This window comes from Bradyrhizobium sp. 149 (assembly GCF_023073915.1).
Classification (GTDB): Bacteria; Pseudomonadota; Alphaproteobacteria; order Rhizobiales; family Xanthobacteraceae; genus Bradyrhizobium.
In genome coordinates this window covers 20051-37676 of the sequence record NZ_JADPKK010000022.1, presented here as the reverse complement: position 1 = coordinate 37676, position 17626 = coordinate 20051, and the positions used below count along the sequence as shown (strand labels likewise).

Below are 17626 nucleotides of genomic sequence, written 5' to 3'. Positions count from 1 at the left end.
CCGGGACAAGCCCGGCCATGACGCTGAATGTGGCTAAACCCGCGTCATATCGAATTTCGGTTTCTGGCCGCTGCCGTAGCGCCGCAGCGCGCCTTCCTCGCCGACCGCGTTCGGGCGCTGGAAGATCCAGTTCTGCCATGCGGTGAGGCGCGAGAAGATTTTCGACTCCATCGTCTCGGGGCCGACGAAGCGCAGGCTTGCCTCCATGCCGGTGAGGCTGTCGGGCGAGAAGCTGGCACGCTCCTCCAGGAACACGCGAACCTCGTCGTCCCAGTCAATGTCGTCGAGCGCGAAGGTGACGAGGCCGAGCTCTTCCGCCTGCTCGGCGTCGAGCGCGGTGCCCATCGTAGCTTCCGCGCGTTCCACATCCGACGGATCGGCCTGGAAGCGCGACTGCAGCCGCGTCAGGCCATGGCTCATCGGATAGGGGCCGAAGTTCATGGCCGAAAGCTCAATGGAAGGCGGCGGGCGGTTGTCGCCCTGGCGCGTGCCGATCAGCATGTAGGAGCGGTCGGCGGCGAAGACGAGTTCGGCGAGCGTGCCGGCAAAGCAGGAGCCGGGCTCGACCAGCGTCACCAGCGTGCGCGAGGTGACGTCAATGCGCTTCAGGACGCGTTTCCAGTAATGCCTGATTTCGTTGACCAGCCAATGCGCCTTGTTGGTTTCGAGGAAGGCATCGCAGGCGAGCACATGGGCGCGGTCGCCATGGCTCTTGAACACCAGCATGGCAATCTCGAGCTCGTTGATACGCAGATGCAGGATCGCGTCATCGAGTTCGCGCGCGACCTGGAGCGGCCAGAACGCGACACCCTGCGCCATCATGCCGTCGATGTCGGCGGGCAGCGCGGTCTCCGGCGCCTTGATCGAGATGGTGGCGACGCGCGCGGCGCGATCGATATCGACGTTGACAAAGCCGTAGCGGATGCCGGTCTCGTCGATAACGCGCTTGAGCGGCGTCAGCGCGACGCCCTTGCCGCTGCCCTTGCGCTTGGAGGCGTCGGCGAATTCCCTGGCGCGCTCGGCAACCTTCGCTTCGAGCTTGCTGTTCGGCGCGATCTCGTCGACTAGCCGCCACTGCACGGCGCGCTTGCCCTTCACGCCTTCCTCGATGGTGCAGAAGAAATCGGCGTGATCGCGGCGCACCTTGCGCTTGTCGACCACGCGGGTGAGGCCGCCGGTGCCGGGCAGCACTGCGAGCAGCGGCACTTCGGGCAACGCAACGGCAGACGCGCCGTCATCGGCGAGCATGATGTAGTCCGTGGCGAGCGCAAGCTCATAGCCGCCGCCGGCGGCCGAGCCGTTCACGACGGTGATGAAGCGCTGGCCGGAATTCTCCGACGAATCTTCCATGCCGTTGCGGGTCTCGTTGGTGAACTTACAGAAGTTCACCTTGTGGGCATGCGTGGAGCCCGCGAGCATGCGGATGTTGGCACCGGCGCAGAACACGCGGTTCTTGGCCGAGCGCATCACCACGACCTTGACCTCGGGGTGCTCGAAGCGCAGCCGCTGGACGACATCCGCAAGCTCGATGTCGACGCCGAGATCGTAAGAGTTGAGCTTGAGTAGATAGCCTTCGAACAGGCCGCCGTTCTCGTCGACGTCCATGGTCAACGTCGCGACGTCACCGTCGACCGCGAGCTTCCAGTGCTTGTAGCGGGACGGTTCGGTCTGGAAATCGATGAATGTCGCGCCGCCTGCGAGGCGCCGATCTTCCCCGGCCATGGGCCACCCTTGAGTTCGTCTTGGTTTACCATTAGATGCACAATAATGCATATTATTGCGCAGGTCTAGTCCTTAACGGCCCATACATGCATTTTGTTGCATATCATCTCGTAGGGTAGCTGCTGCAAATTGCTCAATCGCGTCAAGCGTCGCGCCCGGAACTTCGCGATGCGGAGAATGCGCCGCGCCTGAAATGACTTTCAAATCGACCGGGCAATAGCATTCTTGCTGCGCGATTTCCGCCTGACGCAATGTCCCATATTGGTCGTCCGCGCCCTGCAGGATCATGACGGGGACGCGGATATAGGCGAGAGATTCGGAAATATCCCAATCGCGGAACTTTGGGTCCAGCCAGGCGGCGTTCCAGCCGTAGAAGGCATTGTCGACGTCGCTGTGCCAGCGCGCGAGCTTTGCCTTCAGGTCGGTGGTCTCAAATGCCCTCTTGATGTCGGCAATCGACTTCACCGAGATGTCCTCAACGATGAAATGCGGCGCGATCAGCACGAGGCCGTTCAGGCGATGGTCCTGATGCGCGCCGGCATAGATCGTCGTGATCGAGGCGCCGTCGGAATGCCCGAGCAGCAGGCCGCGCTTGAAGCCGATCGCATCGAGGACCTTCGGCAGCACGTCCAGCGCCTCGCGCTGCATGTAGTCGAGCGGCCGCGGCAGCGCGACCTTGCTCGACTGGCCGTAGCCCGCGCGGGAGTAGACAAAGATGCCGACGGAGGTCGCCTCTCGAAGTTTTTCCGGGAAGTCGCCCCAGAGCCCGACGGAGCCGAGGCCTTCATGCAGCATGACGATCGTCGGTGCGTCGGCGGATTGCGGCGCCAGCCATTTGTATTCCAGGCTGGCGTTGCCGATGCTGAGGTAGCCAGTGGGGGAGAGAGTCATTTCTTCGTTCGTCCTTCTCCGTCGTCATGCCCAGGCTCGACCCGGGTATCCACGTCGTTCCTCAATCGCGGTCGGGCGTGGATGGCCGGGACACTTTGCTGAAGACGCGCTTCGCACTTTTGTCCGGCCATGACGGCTTGTTTCTAGTTCGCGCCGTCCCGCAACTTGAACCGCTGGATCTTTCCCGTCGCGGTCTTCGGCAGCGAGTCCACCACGTCGATCCAGCGTGGATATTTCCACGGGCCGATGTTCTGCTTGACGTGGTCCTTGAGCATTTCCTGCAAGTTCGTCGTCGCCACGCCCGGCCGCAGCACGACAAAGGCCTTCGGCTTCAGCAGACCTTCCGGATCGGCTTCCGGCACGACGGCAGCTTCCAGCACGGCTGGATGCGTGATCAGCGCGCTCTCGACCTCGAAGGGCGAGACCCAGATGCCGGAGACCTTGAACATGTCGTCGGCGCGGCCGCAGAAGGTGTAGCGGCCCTCGGCATCCCTGACATATTTGTCGCCGGTGCGGGTCCACGGCCCCTCGAAGGTGCGGCGGCTCTTGTGGCGCTGGTTCCAGTAACCTTCGCCGGCCGAGGGCGCATCGACCAGCAATTCGCCGACCTCGCCGTCGGCGACATCCTGTCCGGCCTCGTTGACGAGCCGCACCGCATAACCGGGCACTGGCTTGCCGGAGGAGCCGTATTTGATGTCGCCGGGCGCGTTCGACAGGAAGATGTGCAACAGCTCGGTCGAGCCGACGCCGTCAAGAATGTCGACGCCGAAGCGCGCCTTCCAGCTGGTGCCGACAGATTCCGGCAGCGCCTCACCGGCCGATGTGCAGATGCGCAAGGCCCCGCCGCAGCGCTCGCGCTTCATCGCCTCGTCGTTGAGCATCGCCGCGAAAAGCGTCGGCACGCCGTAGAAGATCGACGGGTTGTAGCGGTTCATCAGGTCGAACATGCGCGCCGGCGTCGGGCGCTCGCTATTCAAGATCGTGGTGGCGCCGACCGACATCGGAAAGGTCAGCGCATTGCCGAGGCCATAGGCGAAGAACAGCTTTGCCGCAGAAAGACAAACGTCGTTCCCGCGGATGCCGAGCACCTGCATGGCGTAAGTATCGGCGGTCGCCTGCAGGTTCGAATGGATGTGGCGCACACCCTTGGGCATGCCGGTCGAGCCCGACGAATAGAGCCAGAATGCGGGTTCGTCCGGATGTGTCGCGGCGGTCGTGAACTGCTCGCTCTCGTCCGCGAGTTCTTCGGCGAGCTGCTTGTGGCCGTTGAGCTTGGCGCCGGACACCACGACATGCTCGAGGTCCGGCATGCGGCCGACGACGTCCTTGATGACGGGATAGAGCGCTTCCGAGACGAACAGCACACGCGCGCGGCAGTCAGCGAGGATGTAGGCGTATTGATCCGATGTCAGCAGGGTGTTGAGCGGCACCGGCACAATGCCGGCACGGATCGCGCCCAGGAACACGATCGGGAAGTCGACCGTATCCAGCATGATCATGGCCACGCGCTCTTCGCGGCGGACGCCGAGCCGGCGCAGCATGTTGGCCGTGCGCCGGGTTTCGCGCGCCAGCTCGCCATAGGTGAGCCGTGAGACGGTGTCGTCGAAGACGACCTTGTCGCCGCGTCCTTCCTCGACATTCCGGTCGAGCAGCCAGGTCACCGCGTTATAGGATCCCTCGCTCACGGACTTCTCCCCTTGGATTTAGAATTATAATTCATAGAAAGACACTGCAGCGGCTTGCTGTCAATGCCAGCAGGCACTATGTTTCATTTAAGTGCGCCGTAGGACAACCGCTAAGAAGGCCCGTGATCCGTAGTCCATGACCGACAGTCCCGACGCCGAATCCCGATTTCTCGAACAGCTCGGCCAGCGCGTGCGCACCATGCGCGCGCTGCGCGGCATGTCGCGCAAAGTGCTCGCCAAGGTTTCAGGAATTTCGGAGCGCTATATCGCGCAGCTCGAAAGTGGCAAGGGCAACGTCTCTATCGTGCTGCTGCGCCGCGTCTCCGACGCAATGGGCGCGCATCTGGAAGATTTGCTTCCCTCAGCCGATCCGACTCCGGACTGGCAGATGTTTCGCGATCTGTTGCGCAAGGCGACACCTGCGCAGATCGCGCAGGCCAAGGATCTGCTCGCCGGCGGCAGCGCCTCCGCGCCGCGCCGCGCGCCATTCTGCGGCATCGCGCTGATCGGCCTGCGCGGCGCCGGCAAATCCACGCTCGGCAAGATCCTGGCAAAGAAGGTGGGCTGGAGCTTTGTCGAGCTCAATAAGGAGGTCGAGCAGCAGAACGGTCTCTCGGTCGCCGAGATCATCGCGCTCTACGGCCAGGAAGGCTTTCGCCGCATGGAGCAGGCCGCGCTGCAACAGCTGCTCGCGCGCAACGAGCTGATGGTGCTGGCGACCGGCGGGGGCATCGTCTCGGAGCCTTTGACCTTCGACCAGATCCTGTCGTCGTTCTATACGATCTGGCTGAAAGCCGAGCCCGAGGAGCACATGGCCCGCGTCCGCCGGCAGGGCGATTTGCGCCCGATGGCCGACGACCGCTCTGCCATGGCGGAGCTGCGCAATATTTTGCTCAGCCGCGAGCCGCTGTATGCGCGCGCGACGGCGGTGGTGGACACGGCGGGACTTTCGGTCGATGCCGCGGCCGCGCGCCTGATCGATGCGGTACGGCCCGTGCTGCAAAACGAAGCCCGCAGCTTTGGGCTGCGCAGCGTCGCGCTGTAGGTCTGAACTCCGATGACCGATAGCGGCGCCGCAATCTCCATGTTCGAGCGGATCGGCGGCAGCACCACGATCGATCGGCTGGTCGATTGCTTCTACGATCGCATGGATACCCTGCCGGAGGCGCAGGTCATCCGCGCGATGCACGCCGCCGATCTCGGTGCGATCAGGTACGTGCTGAAGCGCTATCTCACCGAATGGACCGGCGGCTCAAAACTCTATTCGGTCGAGAAGGGCCATCCACGGCTGCGGCAGCGCCACATCGGCTTTGCCATCGGTAATGCCGAGCGCGATGCGTGGATGCTCTGCATGCGCGGCGCGCTGGAGGAGACGGTCGTCGATCCTGCCGCGCGGCAAGACCTCGACAAGGCGCTGTCCGGCCTCGCCGACTGGATGCGCAACCGGCCGTAAAAACGTCGATAAAGGCCGACGTGTGGCGTTCGGGTACCGCTTCGCTGACCCGGACTATGAGACTTACGACGCGACTAGATCGACCAGTAATTCGGATGCGGGTAAGGCCGCGAGCGGTCACCCCAGTCGAATTCATCGCCATCGACTTCGCAGGGGCCGCTGCTCAGTTGCTCCGGCGTCAGCTCGACCTGGAAGACCTGACGTCCTGGATCATATCTCAGTGCGCTCCACTGCAGAGGATAATGATGGTGGGTGCCGAGCAGCCTGCCGGTCTTGATCACGGCGTAGGCGACCGTTCCACTCACCTTGTCGAGCATCAACCGCTCGATCGTGCCGAGTTTGGTGCCGTCGCGCCCGTAGACGGCGACATGCTCCACGCGATCACTGGGAACCATGGTATGGTGCATGGTGTCCTCCCTGTTCTCTTTTTTGCCCTGCGCATTATAGCCTGGCAGGCAGGACGAGCGAAACCCACCTCTTTGCTCTCTGGGCTTTTTGCTCTCCTGGCCTCAGCTACAACAACCGCGACCCCACCGACTCCGCGCCATCCCGCAACAGCGGCAGGAAGCGGCCGATCAATTCCTGCGCCGGCACGCGGTCGACATGGGCGCCCATGTTGATGGCGGCGACGATCACACCGTCGTAGCGGCGGACGGGAACGGAGATCGAGCGGAAATGCGGCTCGGCCTCGCGATCGACCAGCGCGTAGCCCTGCGCGCGGTCGGCGGCGATGCGCGCGCACAATTCCTTGGGATCGGTCTCCGTCTGCGGCGTCAGCGCCTCGCGTTTCATCGCTCTCAGACGCGCAGTTAACTCCACATCATCGAGCTGGCCGAGCATGGCGCGGCCGACCGAGGTGCAGAACGCCGGCAGGCGGTAGCCGATGTCCAGCCCACCTGAAAACATGCGCGCCGGGCTACTGCGCGCGATGAACACGACCTCATCGCCGTCGAGCACCGCGAGCGAGGAGATTTCGTTGGCCGCTGTCGCGACGCGATCGAGCACCGGTTGCAGGACCGTGACGAGCTGGCTGGACCGCAGATACGATGCGGCCAGTGTCAGCACATGCGGCGTCAGCGAGAACAGCTTGCCGTCGCCATCGACGAAGCCGCCGCGCTGGAGCGTGAACAGCATGCGCCGCGCGGTGGCGCGTGGAAGCTCGGCGGCACGGGCGAGATCGCTCAGCGTCATCGGCCCCGCCGTGGTGCCAAAACATTGCAGCAGGCGCAGGCCGCGATCGAGGCTCTCGACGAAATCCGTCGCGCGTTCGTCGCTCTCGCTTCGCTTCAGCTTGGGCATGGGCTCGGGACATTCCTGCAAAATAGTGCTTGCTGCCGGACCAAGCCATGTCATAATTCGCCCATTCGTTCAATAGGCGAACAATCGTCACTCCACAAAGGACGCTACTGCCATGATGAGCCAGGAGCAGAACGACCTGATCACCCGCACCGGTCCGAAGGACCCCTGCGGAAAGCTGATGCGGAGCTATTGGCAACCGGCGGCACTGGTGGACGAACTCGAAGGCGATCGTCCGATCCGCCCCGTCAAGCTGCTCGGTGAAAACCTGGTGCTGTTCCGCGACGAGACCGGACGCTACGGCCTGATCGATCGGCACTGCGCGCATCGCGGCGCCGACCTTGCGTTCGGACGGCTTGAGCATGGCGGGCTGCGCTGCGCCTTCCATGGCTGGCTGTTCGACGCCACCGGGCAATGCATCGAGACGCCGGCGGAGCCGAAGGACTCAAAGCTCTGCCAGAACATCCGTCAGCGCTCCTATCCGGTGGTGGAGAAGAGCGGCATCCTGTGGGCCTGGCTCGGCGAGGGTGAACCGCCGGCGTTTCCGGAGCTCGACTGTTTTATCGCGCCCGGCACGCATACTTTTGCATTCAAGGGCCACATGGCCTGCAACTGGCTCCAGGCGCTGGAGGTGGGCATCGATCCCGCGCATGCCTCCTATCTGCATCGCTTCTTCGAGGACGAGGACACCTCGACGGCTTACGGCAAGCAGTTCCGCGGCGCATCCGCCGGCTCCGACCTGCCGATGACGAAGATCCTGCGCGAGTACGACCGCCCCATCATCAATGTCGAGCACACCGAATACGGCCTGCGGCTGATCGCGCTGCGCGAGATCGACGAGGAGCGAACGCACGTGCGCGTTACCAACCAGATCTTCCCGCACGGCTTCGTCATCCCTATGAGCACGGAGATGACGATCACGCAGTGGCACGTGCCGGTCGACGATGAGAACTGCTATTGGTACGCGATCTTCACCAGCTATTCGAACCCGGTCGACAAGAAGAAGATGCGCGACCAGCGGCTCGAGCTCTACGAGCTGCCGGACTACAAATCCCGCAAGAACAGGACGAACGACTACGGCTTCGACCCGCACGAGCAGCAGACCGCGACCTACACCGGTATGGGCAATGACATCAACGTCCACGACCAGTGGGCGGTGGAATCGATGGGCGCGATCCAGGACCGCACCAGGGAGCACCTCGGCACGAGCGACAAGGCGATCGTGCAGTACCGCCGCCTGCTGCGGCAGGAGATCGAGAAGGTCGCGGGCGGCGAGAAGCCGATGCTGCATCTCGACGAGAGCACCGCGCGTTCGATCCAGGGCCCGGCGACCATGGACGGCATCGGGCCGACACGAGGCTGGGAGACCTACTGGATGGAAGTCGACGTCAAGCGCCGCCGCGGCGCACCGTGGACGGCGCCGGTGCCGAAGGAGATCGCGGACAACGTGCACCGGCTGACGGCGGCGGAGTGAGGGTGACGGCCCATCCTCGTCATTGCGAGCGTAGCGAAGCAATCCAGTCTGCCACCGCGGACGCATTTCTGGATTGCTTCGCTACGCTCGCAATGACGGCGAATGTGGCGCATGCTCGCGTCGTACGGCTAGAGGAGCAATCAAAGTGACTTTCGTCGCGCGTCACGCGCTGTGGTCGGATGAGCAGAAGGACGCGGCGACGCGCATGCGCCGTCTCGTCGAGGAGAAGAACCTCGAAGTCATCCGCCTCGCCTTCCCGGACCAGCACGGCATTTTGCGCGGCAAGACCATCATCGCGGCCGAGGCGATCGCATCGCTGGAGAGCGGTTGCTCCATCACCACCACCCTGCTCGCCAAGGACACCTCGCACCGCACGGTGTTTCCGGTGTTCACGTCAGGCGGCGGCTTCGGCATGAAGGAGATGGAGGGCGCGGCCGACGTGCTGATGGTCGCCGATCCCACCAGTTTCCGCGTGTTGCCGTGGGCACCGACCAGCGGCTGGGTTCTCTGCGACCTCTATTTCAACGACGGCCGTCCGGTGCCGTTCGCGACGCGCGGGCTCTATCGCAAGGCGCTCGACGAGCTCGGACGTCGCGGCCACGATTTCATCGCGGGGCTCGAGGTCGAATTCCACATCTTCAAGCTCGACGATCCGCATATGCGCCCGGAGGACGCCGGCCAGCCCGGCACACCACCTTCGGTGAGCCTGCTCAGCCACGGCTATCAATACCTCACCGAGCAGCGCTTCGATCAGATGGAGCCGGTGCTGGAAATCCTACGCCGTGACATCGTCGCACTCGGGTTGCCCTTGCGCTCAGTGGAGGTCGAGTTCGGGCCGAGCCAGTGCGAATTCACCTTCGCGCCGAAGAAAGGGATGGAGCCCGCCGACAACATGGTGCTGTTCCGCTCTGCCGTGAAGCAGATCGCGCACCGCCACGGCTATCACGCCACCTTCATGTGCCGGCCGAAGCTGCCGAACCTGTTCGCGAGCGGCTGGCATCTGCACCAATCGGTGGTCTCACGTACAAGCGGCGACAATCTATTCATGGCCAAGGAAAAGACCAAGGAGGGCGGCGAGCCGCTCAGCGCGTTCGGCCGCGCCTGGCTTGCGGGCCTGCTCGACCACGCCTGCACCTCGACCGTGTTCACCACTCCGACCATCAATGGCTACAAGCGCTACCGCGCCTATTCGCTGGCGCCGGACCGCGCGATCTGGGGCCGCGACAATCGTGGCGTGATGATCCGCGTACTCGGCGCTGCCGGCGACGCCGCCACGCGCCTGGAGAACCGCATCGGCGAGCCCGCCGCCAATCCCTATCTCTACATGGCCTCGCAGATTCTCTCAGGCCTCGACGGCGTCGATCGAAAGCTCGATCCCGGCCCGTCCGCCGACACGCCCTACGAGACCAAGGCGCCGCTCTTGCCGAAGTCCTTACGCGATGCGGTCAGCGCGCTGAAGGACGATCCGTTCTTCCGTGAAAAACTTGGTGCCGAGTTCGTCGATTATTACACCCACATCAAGAATGCCGAGATCGACCGCTTCCTGTCCGAGGTGACCGACTGGGAGCACAAGGAATATTTCGAGATATTCTGAGGTGCGGCCTCACGCTCCCGTGAGGCGACTTCGTCCGACCTGTTCCGACGACATTTCACCGCCCCGACGAAGCCGTTTTCCCCGGTCCACGAAAACCGCCGGAAAGACCGGGGATGTATATTGGCTCTCGTGATCAACAATGGAGTTCGGTCATGTGGGGTCAATTGTTCAGCCTGATCTATCGCCTGTCCTGCCGTGCCACCTTGATCGAGATCGGGACGGGCCGTTCGCTGCGCTAGACGCTGGCGAATCTAGGTAAGACGGATTGACCAGATAAATGGGGTTTCCGATGCGGAAGCTGATCCTGATCGCGGTGATGTCGCTGCTCGCAACACAAGCCGATGCCGGCGGCCCGCGGAGCCTGAGCCTTGCGGCGACCAATGCAAGCCAGCAGGTGGCCGGGCAACCGGCGCCGTCGGCAGCGGTCGCGTCCGAGGCAACGAAGGCTGCGGCAACAACGCCACCGCCAAATGTGCAGACGGCGACCACTACACCGACCTCGCCCCAACCGACGGCTGCGACCGTCGCGACCGCTCCTGCCGCTGCAGCCGCTGCTCAGTCCACCGCGGCGCCGCTGGCAGGCGGGACCGAGATTGCAAAGCCGAGACGTCGCCAGCCGTCCACCGAAGCCCGCGTGATTCGCGAACTGCATCGGCACGGGATTTATTGGTGAAGGCCCCATGTCGTCCTCGCGAAAGCCAGGACGACACCGATTGCGAGGCACCAGGGCGCCGTCCTCACATTGCCAGCTGACCCCTAGATCCCCAGATATTTGTGCTGCAGATCAGGCTCCGCCAGCAGTTCGTCGGAGGTGCCGCTCCACACAGTCCTGCCGCGCTCGATAATGGTGTGGCGGTCGCAGATGCGGGCGAGGTGGTCCACGTTTTTGTCGACGACCAGAATCGACTGTCCGCGGCTCTTGAGCAGCGACAGGCAGTTCCAGATCTCTTCGCGGATCAGGGGCGCCAGGCCTTCGGTCGCTTCATCCAAGATGAGGAGCTTCGGGTTGGTCATCAGCGCGCGGCCGATGGCGAGCATCTGCTGCTCGCCGCCGGAGAGCTGGTTGCCCATGTTGGAGGCGCGCTCGGCGAGCCGCGGAAACATCACGTAGATCGCCGCCAGCGTCCAGGGATTGCTGCTGCCGAAACGATCGGCGGCGGCCGCGACCAAATTCTCGCGCACGGTGAGGTTCGGGAAGATCTGCCGCCCCTCGGGGACGAGACCAATCCCGAGCTGTGCAATCCTGTAGGACGGCTGCGTCCGCACTTCGGCGCCCGCAAAGCGAATGCTGCCGGCGCGCGCCGGCGTCAGGCCCATGATGGAACGGATGGTCGTGGTCTTGCCCATGCCGTTGCGGCCCATCAGCGAGACCATCTCGCCTGATTTGATCGACAGCGACAGGCCGAACAGCACCTGCGACAGGCCGTAGCAGGTCTCGATGCCGTCGACCTCGAGCAGCGTGTCGTCCATCAGTTTGTCAGCCATGGTGCGTCACCACATGCTGATCGCCGAGATAGGCACGCCTGACGTCCTCGTTCGCCCGGATCGCGGCCGGATCGCCGGAGGCGATGACGCGGCCATAGACCAGCACCGAGATGCGGTCGGCGAGCGCAAACACGGCCGGCATGTCGTGCTCGACCAGCACGATCGAGACCTCTTTGCGCAGTTCCTGAAGCAGCTGCACCATGCGCTGGGACTCAGTGACGCCGAGGCCCGCCATCGGCTCGTCGAGCAGCAAAAGCTTCGGCTTGCTCGCCAGCGCAACCGCGAGTTCGATCTGGCGCCGCTCGCCATGGCTGAGCCTCGACACCAGGACATCGGCACGATGGGCGAGACCGACGCGGTCGAGCGCGGCGTGCGCGGCATCGCGCAGGCCCTTCTCCTTGCGTGCATTGGCGAAGAAGCGGAACGAGGTGCCGGCATGCGCTTGCGCCGCAAGCGCGACATTGTCCGCGGCGGTGAAATCGAGCAGCAGCGAGGTGATCTGGAACGAACGTGCCAGACCCAGCGCGCAGCGGCGATAGGCGGGCAGATAGGTGATGTCGCGGCCGCCGAGCGAGACGCTGCCGGAATGCGGCTCCAGATGCCCGGTGAGCTGGCTGATCAGCGTGGTCTTGCCGGCGCCGTTCGGGCCGATGATGGCGTGCAGCTCTCCGGCCGCGACATCGAGCGAGACGTTGTCCGTCGCAACGATGCCGCCGAAACGGCGCACCAGCTTGTCGACGCGGAGCAGCGGTTCAGCCACGGTTGAGCCTCCCGAGTAGGCCCATGATACCGCCGCGACCGAACAGCACGATCAGCAGCAGCAGCGGGCCCATGATCAGCGCCCAATATTCGGTGAGCTGCGACAAGAACTCTTCGAGCAGCAGATACACCACCGCGCCGATGACCGGACCGAATAGCGTGCCCATGCCCCCGAGGATCACCATCACCATGAGGTCGCCGGACCGCGTCCAGTACATCACGGCCGGGCTGACGAAATCGGTGTTGTTGGCGAGCAGCGCGCCGGCGAGACCGCACATCGTGCCCGAGATGACGAAGCAGACCAGCTGGTAGCGTTTGGCGGGAAAGCCGATCGCCTGCATGCGCTGCTCGTTGGAGCGCAGGCCCTGCAGGACGAGGCCGAAACGCGAATTGGCGATGCGCCAGATCAGGAAGATGACGGCGAACAGGCAGGCGAGGCAGAGATAATAGAATTGCGTGCGGTTCGACAGATTGATCAGCCCGGAGAAGTCGCTGCGCTTGTAGACGGTGAGGCCGTCATCGCCGCCATAACGCGCCAGCCCCGAGGCGACGTAATAGGCCATCTGAGCGAAGGCGAGCGTGATCATGATGAAGTAAACGCCGCGCGTGCGAAGCGAGAGCGCGCCGATCACGAGCGCGTAAATAGCGGATGCCGCAAGCGCGACCGGAAACTGGATGAAGCCGCTTCCCACGCCTTCCTGCGCCAGCATGCCGACCGCGTAGCCGCCGATGCCTAGATAGGCGGCATGGCCAAAACTCATCATGCCGCCAAAGCCCATGATGAGGTTGAGGCTCGCGGCCGCCAGCGCCAGGATGACGATGCGGGTGAGCAGCGTCAGGATGAAGATGTTGCCGGAGAGTTGCGAATAAAGCGGCAGCAGCACGAGGCCCGCCAGCATCAGGGCCGTGACGGCCTTGCTCACGGTGAAAGTCTTCATCGACGGTTGGCCGGAAACAGCCCCTCCGGCCGCACCACCAGCACGATCGCCATCAGCAGATAGATCAGCATGGACGACAGCGCGGGCGCGGCGGTGGAGGCGGCGGCGCCGCTCAGCACCTGCCGCAACAGATTGGGCAGGAAGGCGCGGCCGAGCGTGTCGATCATGCCGACGAGGATCGCCGCCAGGAACGCGCCGCGGATCGAGCCGATTCCACCGATCACGATGATGACGAAGGCGAGGATCAGGATGTTCTCGCCCATGCCGATCTGCACGGTGAGGATCGGCGCCTGCATCAACCCGGCAAGACCGGCGAGCGCGGCACCGAGGCCGAACACCAGGGTGTAGAGCAGCTTGATGTTGATGCCGAGCGCGCCGATCATCTCGCGATTGGAGGCACCGGCGCGGATCAGCATGCCGATGCGGGTGCGCATCACGCCGAGATAGAGCAGCAGCGCGACCAGCAGCGCCACCGCGATGATGGCGAGACGATAAGCGGGATAGTGAATGCCCGGCAGGATCGGCACCGGCACCGTGAGCCAGGCCGGCAGCGGCAGCGCAAGTCCGGCCGGCCCCCAGATCAGCCGCACGGCTTCGTTGAAGAACAGGATCAGGCCGAAGGTCGCGAGCACGTGGTCGAGATGATCGCGTCCGTAGAGATGCCGCAGCGCGCTCATCTCGAGCACGATGCCGAGCACGAGGGTCGCGCCGAGCGCCAGCAGCGCGCCGAGCAGGAAGCTGCCGGTCCAGGCCGCAAACGTCGCGGCGAAATAGGCGCCCATCATGTAGAGCGAGCCGTGCGCGAGGTTGACGAGATCCATGATCCCGAACACCAGCGTCAGGCCGGCGGCGAGCAGGAACAGCAGCAGGCCGAACTGCAATCCGTTCAAGAACTGTTCGACGACGAGCAGCATCAAAGCTCTTTCAGGCGCACGCCGGTTCACGCCGATGTTCGAACACGGTCGCCATCAGTGAAAGAGCTCCCCCTGCCTGTACAAGGCGGAAAAATGGGTAATGGCAGTATCGTTCCGAGGCAAGAGCGATTCGACACCAAACATGCACTTTGTTGCATGCCGATGCATGCGATCGAGCGGCTCTTTGCAAGAACGCTGCCGTGCAGGCTGGGTCAACCTGCCGCACCCAAAACGATCACCCTCCCCCCGTTGCCGGGAAGAGGGTGTGAAATTCGCCGCAACGTTTAGGAAGGATGGCGCCTAGTGCGACATCATCTGCCGGGGTAGGTCATCCGGCTCGGCGAGCACGCTGTTGGCTGTCGAGGCCTCCAGCGCCGCCATCCGGAACAGATAGGCGAGCGTCGCCAATCCGGTGTCTTCCGCCATCTGCGCCAGCTCGAGCGCCATGTCGGACATGTAGCCGAGATTCTCGTCCTTGGTCTGCGCCATGATCTGGCTGTTCCGCATCATGTTCGACATCTCAGGCGCTCTTTCGTTGCGCGGCGAGGCCGCAGAGGTTGGCACGGGCGACGGCGTCCAAACGCGGGCCGTCCTGTTGCACGATCGAAGGCATGCCGATGCGATCATGCAGGGCATCGAGCGTCTCCCGACGAATGTCGATCGTCGCCGCCATGGTCCATGCGTTCTCCACCAGAGCCGGCAGACCGAGCGGAGTCACGACGAAGCCGGCCTCATGAAAGCGCGGCAACCACCAGGTTTCCATGATCGCGCTAACTTGCACGATTCCCTGACCGAGGCAGAACTCCTGCACCGCCGCCATCAGCTGCAGGTTGAGCGCGCCGTCGCGGCGATCGCGCACGACAAAGTAGCGCGACCATTCCCAGACCAGCGGATCCGCCGGGCAGCCGCGCACCGCCGCCAGATAAGGGAAGACTTCGCTCATCATTGAAGGCTTGGTGGTCGGGTAGAGCCGGTGACCGCCGATGACGCGCCGCCCCTCCAGCGCAAGCAGATAGACGGTATCCTCGTCGTCATAGGAATCGATCTCGCGGCAATCCGGTTTGCGAAGTGCCTCCCAGTGGCGCTCCTCGACGAAGATGTCGTGCCGCAACCGGAAATGCTGCTCGAGCACGTCTTCGTAAAGGTGACGATTTACCGCAGAAATGGCGTGAATCATGAAAGCCCCCATTCGTCCTCAATGCGGGGCAGCCTCTGCGAAAAGAGGCAGGTTCGATATTGGGAAATTTCCCAGTACGTCGCTTAGGGATTGATGATCTTGTTGCGAATCGCCAGTGCAACGGCATGCGTTCGGTTGACGGCGCCGAGTTTGCGCGCGGCGGTTGCAAGATGCTCTTCGGCGGTACGCTGCGTGATGTGCAGGATCTCGCCTATTTCCCAGGCCGATTTGCCCTGCGAGGCCCAGGAGATCACTTCGCGCTCGCGCGGGGTGAGGCGTGTCGAGGAATACGGCGCCGGATGAAGCAGACGGCGAATGTGGTCGAAGCCATACATCGCCATCAGGTGCAATGCCGGCTTGCTGCGAGCGTTGAGATCGAGATGGATGCCGCCGAGCGACACGGCAGCCTCATAGCCGGTGAGCCCGTGGATCGGCACGATGAAGCCGCGCGACATACGGAAATCGCCGGCGCGGTTCATCACCTCCGCCGCGCCCGGATCGAGTTCGGCATCATAGGGCGCTTCCGACCATTCAAACGGGTTGACCGATTGTCGGCACATCCGCACCACCGGGTCGACGCGGTCGTAGTTGTTCTGGGTGTAGAGGCTGAACCATTCCGCGGGCCAGCGCTTGGCGAGCACCATCTGTGCGAACCGCTGGTCGGGATTCGGCAACCCTGTCACGATGATGGTTTCGAAGCCGAAGCGCCCGAAGGCCCCTTCGAGCGCATTCATAGCGTCCGGAACCTTACGATAGGCCGCAAGCCCTTCGATGAAGTCGAGCGCCTCCCGGCCATAATCTACGGCATCCACGGCGGACATCGGTGCGTTTCCTGACCCTTGCTGTCGGGTATAGCACGTTTTTGGGGACTGCCTCAATTCACCGTTTCCGTAGTCTCCCGGTATCCCATTGACGCCGAAGATTAATCTACTTGTGGAAGAAAGGGCGTCAAGTTACACCTATGACGCCTGAAGCGGGAAAACCACGATGGAAGACGAGGACATCGCCCTCAACAGCGTGCTCGGCCTGGAACTCAACCGCGTGTTTTTCGCCGTCCGTGAAACGGCAAACAAGCAGAAGATCATCGAGTTCGCGCGCGCGGTGCTGCAAAGCGAGCGCACCAAGCCGGTAGACAGCGCCTCCCCGGAAGGACCGGCGAGCTAGGACGCAGTTGCGCCAACCAACGCCGATGCAACAGATCGAGCGAGGACGCCGCCTTTACCGCTGGCTGACATCATGCCTCTCATGAGATGATCGCGCCCACGATTATCTTTCGGATGCCCAGGACATGATGACGCTGCGCCAGGTTGAGGTGATCCGTGCCGTGATGGTGACGGGCACTATCGGCGGCGCGGCGAAGCTGCTGAACGTATCGGCGCCGGGAATCAGCCGCCTCGTCAAATACACCGAGCGCTCGCTCGGCATCCGCTTTTTCCAGCGCCAGAACGGCCGCTATTTCCCGACGCCGGAAGCCGAGAACATCTTCGAGCAGATCAACGGCGTCTACAAGAAGGTCGACGACCTCTCCGAGCTCATCTCCAAGATCGGCCGCGGCGGATTGTCGGAGCTGCGCATTGGCTCGGTGCCGAGCATCTCGCAGGTGATGGTGCCGCGCGCGATCGAGCGCGTCCGCCGCCGCTATCCCGACCTCGGCATCGACATCAACATCCTCAAGCTCGAGGAAGCGATCGACTATCTCCTGCTCGGCCGCGGCGAGTGCGTCGCGATGAGCTACCGGCTGGAGCATTCCGGCCTCGATTTCATGCCGCTCGCCTCCGGCGAGCTCTTTTGCATCGTGCCATCAGGCCACGAACTCGCCGGCCGCAAGCAGGTCTCCGCGGCCGAGATCACCGGCTATCCGCTGATCGGCATCGATCCCAACGACCCCTACGGTCGGATCATGGCCGAGATCTTCGCGCGCAACCGGCTCGACTACAACATCACCATTCGCGCGCGCTTCGGCACCACGGTCTGCGCGCTGGTGAAGGCGGGACTCGGCATCGCCATCATCGACCAGTTCACGGTCGCCCATGGCGGCTATCCCGGAATCGAGCTGTTGAAGATCGCCGAGCCGACGCGGTTCGACACCTATATCGCGGTGAAGCGCGGCGCGCCGTTGTCGCTTCACGTCGAGTACTTCATCGAGTCCCTGCGCGCCGAGATGCGCGCGCTGGAGCCGGGCCGCGGCAACGGCAAGGCCACCCCGGCGCGTGGGCGAAGGAAATAACATTATGTTAG

The 17626-nt window shown here is 63.6% G+C and carries 19 protein-coding genes; 7 read left to right on the top strand and 12 right to left on the bottom strand.

The window, feature by feature from the left end:
- Positions 1-33: 33 nt before the first annotated feature.
- From boxC to IVA88_RS17675, 3 genes are all read right to left on the bottom strand, one after another.
- Positions 34-1722 carry a 2,3-epoxybenzoyl-CoA dihydrolase gene (boxC, locus tag IVA88_RS17685; RefSeq protein WP_247498517.1) on the bottom strand — a complete coding sequence of 563 codons (1689 nt, stop codon included), beginning with the start codon at positions 1720-1722 and terminating at the stop codon, positions 34-36.
- A gap of 72 nt (positions 1723-1794) precedes the next feature.
- Positions 1795-2613: an alpha/beta hydrolase gene (locus IVA88_RS17680; RefSeq protein WP_247498516.1), complete on the bottom strand. Its 819-nt coding sequence runs from the start codon at positions 2611-2613 to the stop codon at positions 1795-1797.
- A gap of 143 nt (positions 2614-2756) precedes the next feature.
- A complete protein-coding gene (locus IVA88_RS17675) occupies positions 2757-4298 on the bottom strand; it encodes a benzoate-CoA ligase family protein (protein ID WP_247498515.1) in 1542 nt (513 codons plus the stop codon).
- Positions 4299-4434: 136 nt separating this feature from the next.
- On the opposite strand from IVA88_RS17675, the gene IVA88_RS17670 reads away from it, so the two are divergent.
- Both IVA88_RS17670 and IVA88_RS17665 read left to right on the top strand, forming a co-directional pair.
- On the top strand, positions 4435-5343 hold the full coding sequence (locus tag IVA88_RS17670; RefSeq protein ID WP_247498514.1) for a helix-turn-helix transcriptional regulator: 909 nt from the start codon (positions 4435-4437) through the stop codon (positions 5341-5343).
- A 12-nt stretch (positions 5344-5355) separates the two neighbouring features.
- Complete coding sequence (locus IVA88_RS17665; RefSeq protein WP_247498513.1) at positions 5356-5751, top strand: group II truncated hemoglobin; 396 nt, start codon at positions 5356-5358, stop codon at positions 5749-5751.
- Positions 5752-5825: 74 nt separating this feature from the next.
- On the opposite strand, the gene IVA88_RS17660 is transcribed toward IVA88_RS17665, so the two are convergent.
- A complete protein-coding gene (locus IVA88_RS17660) occupies positions 5826-6158 on the bottom strand; it encodes a PRC-barrel domain-containing protein (protein ID WP_247498512.1) in 333 nt (110 codons plus the stop codon).
- 106 nt (positions 6159-6264) lie between these two features.
- A complete protein-coding gene (locus IVA88_RS17655) occupies positions 6265-7050 on the bottom strand; it encodes an IclR family transcriptional regulator C-terminal domain-containing protein (RefSeq protein ID WP_247498511.1) in 786 nt (261 codons plus the stop codon).
- Between the two features lie 112 nt (positions 7051-7162).
- Between IVA88_RS17655 and IVA88_RS17650 the strand changes: the two genes are divergently transcribed.
- From IVA88_RS17650 to IVA88_RS17640, 3 genes are all read left to right on the top strand, one after another.
- Positions 7163-8521 (top strand): aromatic ring-hydroxylating dioxygenase subunit alpha, encoded by a 1359-nt coding sequence (locus IVA88_RS17650; RefSeq protein ID WP_247498510.1) that lies wholly within the window; start codon positions 7163-7165, stop codon positions 8519-8521.
- Between the two features lie 145 nt (positions 8522-8666).
- On the top strand, positions 8667-10115 hold the full coding sequence (locus IVA88_RS17645; RefSeq protein WP_247498509.1) for a glutamine synthetase family protein: 1449 nt from the start codon (positions 8667-8669) through the stop codon (positions 10113-10115).
- A 289-nt stretch (positions 10116-10404) separates the two neighbouring features.
- On the top strand, positions 10405-10788 hold the full coding sequence (locus IVA88_RS17640; protein ID WP_247498508.1) for a hypothetical protein: 384 nt from the start codon (positions 10405-10407) through the stop codon (positions 10786-10788).
- Positions 10789-10871: 83 nt separating this feature from the next.
- Here IVA88_RS17640 and IVA88_RS17635 read toward each other — a convergent pair whose 3' ends face one another.
- The 7 genes from IVA88_RS17635 to IVA88_RS17605 all read right to left on the bottom strand — a co-directional run bounded on the left by IVA88_RS17635 (position 10872) and on the right by IVA88_RS17605 (position 16200).
- A complete protein-coding gene (locus tag IVA88_RS17635) occupies positions 10872-11600 on the bottom strand; it encodes an ABC transporter ATP-binding protein (RefSeq protein WP_247498507.1) in 729 nt (242 codons plus the stop codon).
- On the bottom strand, positions 11593-12360 hold the full coding sequence (locus IVA88_RS17630) for an ABC transporter ATP-binding protein (protein WP_247498506.1): 768 nt from the start codon (positions 12358-12360) through the stop codon (positions 11593-11595). Before IVA88_RS17630 ends, IVA88_RS17635 begins: the two co-directional genes overlap by 8 nt.
- Positions 12353-13297 (bottom strand): branched-chain amino acid ABC transporter permease, encoded by a 945-nt coding sequence (locus IVA88_RS17625; RefSeq protein WP_247498505.1) that lies wholly within the window; start codon positions 13295-13297, stop codon positions 12353-12355. Before IVA88_RS17625 ends, IVA88_RS17630 begins: the two co-directional genes overlap by 8 nt.
- Entirely contained in the window at positions 13294-14211 is a 918-nt protein-coding gene (locus IVA88_RS17620; RefSeq protein WP_247498504.1) for a branched-chain amino acid ABC transporter permease, read from the bottom strand. Before IVA88_RS17620 ends, IVA88_RS17625 begins: the two co-directional genes overlap by 4 nt.
- Positions 14212-14511: 300 nt before the next feature.
- Positions 14512-14730: a hypothetical protein gene (locus IVA88_RS17615; protein WP_247498503.1), complete on the bottom strand. Its 219-nt coding sequence runs from the start codon at positions 14728-14730 to the stop codon at positions 14512-14514.
- A gap of 1 nt (position 14731) precedes the next feature.
- On the bottom strand, positions 14732-15388 hold the full coding sequence (locus IVA88_RS17610) for an acyl-homoserine-lactone synthase (RefSeq protein WP_247498502.1): 657 nt from the start codon (positions 15386-15388) through the stop codon (positions 14732-14734).
- A gap of 83 nt (positions 15389-15471) precedes the next feature.
- Complete coding sequence (locus IVA88_RS17605; protein WP_346657649.1) at positions 15472-16200, bottom strand: LuxR family transcriptional regulator; 729 nt, start codon at positions 16198-16200, stop codon at positions 15472-15474.
- 175 nt (positions 16201-16375) lie between these two features.
- Here IVA88_RS17605 and IVA88_RS17600 point away from each other — a divergent pair, with 175 nt between their 5' ends.
- Both IVA88_RS17600 and IVA88_RS17595 read left to right on the top strand, forming a co-directional pair.
- Complete coding sequence (locus IVA88_RS17600; RefSeq protein ID WP_247498500.1) at positions 16376-16552, top strand: hypothetical protein; 177 nt, start codon at positions 16376-16378, stop codon at positions 16550-16552.
- A 124-nt stretch (positions 16553-16676) separates the two neighbouring features.
- Complete coding sequence (locus IVA88_RS17595) at positions 16677-17615, top strand: LysR family transcriptional regulator (RefSeq protein ID WP_247498499.1); 939 nt, start codon at positions 16677-16679, stop codon at positions 17613-17615.
- The last annotated feature ends 11 nt before the right edge of the window (positions 17616-17626 follow it).

Bases quoted from the DNA above. Each gene is read 5' to 3' on its own strand.
- IVA88_RS17680 (WP_247498516.1), bottom strand. From the start codon at position 2,613: ATGACTCTCTCCCCCACTGGCTACCTCAGCATCGGCAACGCCAGCCTG.
- IVA88_RS17635 (WP_247498507.1), bottom strand. From the start codon at position 11,600: ATGGCTGACAAACTGATGGACGACACGCTGCTCGAGGTCGACGGCATC.
- IVA88_RS17670 (WP_247498514.1), top strand. From the start codon at position 4,435: ATGACCGACAGTCCCGACGCCGAATCCCGATTTCTCGAACAGCTCGGC.
- IVA88_RS17650 (WP_247498510.1), top strand. From the start codon at position 7,163: ATGATGAGCCAGGAGCAGAACGACCTGATCACCCGCACCGGTCCGAAG.
- IVA88_RS17660 (WP_247498512.1), bottom strand. From the start codon at position 6,158: ATGCACCATACCATGGTTCCCAGTGATCGCGTGGAGCATGTCGCCGTC.
- IVA88_RS17620 (WP_247498504.1), bottom strand. From the start codon at position 14,211: ATGCTGCTCGTCGTCGAACAGTTCTTGAACGGATTGCAGTTCGGCCTG.
- IVA88_RS17615 (WP_247498503.1), bottom strand. From the start codon at position 14,730: ATGTCGAACATGATGCGGAACAGCCAGATCATGGCGCAGACCAAGGAC.
- IVA88_RS17625 (WP_247498505.1), bottom strand. From the start codon at position 13,297: ATGAAGACTTTCACCGTGAGCAAGGCCGTCACGGCCCTGATGCTGGCG.
- IVA88_RS17600 (WP_247498500.1), top strand. From the start codon at position 16,376: ATGGAAGACGAGGACATCGCCCTCAACAGCGTGCTCGGCCTGGAACTC.
- IVA88_RS17655 (WP_247498511.1), bottom strand. From the start codon at position 7,050: ATGCCCAAGCTGAAGCGAAGCGAGAGCGACGAACGCGCGACGGATTTC.
- boxC (WP_247498517.1), bottom strand. From the start codon at position 1,722: ATGGCCGGGGAAGATCGGCGCCTCGCAGGCGGCGCGACATTCATCGAT.
- IVA88_RS17595 (WP_247498499.1), top strand. From the start codon at position 16,677: ATGATGACGCTGCGCCAGGTTGAGGTGATCCGTGCCGTGATGGTGACG.
- IVA88_RS17665 (WP_247498513.1), top strand. From the start codon at position 5,356: ATGACCGATAGCGGCGCCGCAATCTCCATGTTCGAGCGGATCGGCGGC.
- IVA88_RS17640 (WP_247498508.1), top strand. From the start codon at position 10,405: ATGCGGAAGCTGATCCTGATCGCGGTGATGTCGCTGCTCGCAACACAA.
- IVA88_RS17610 (WP_247498502.1), bottom strand. From the start codon at position 15,388: ATGATTCACGCCATTTCTGCGGTAAATCGTCACCTTTACGAAGACGTG.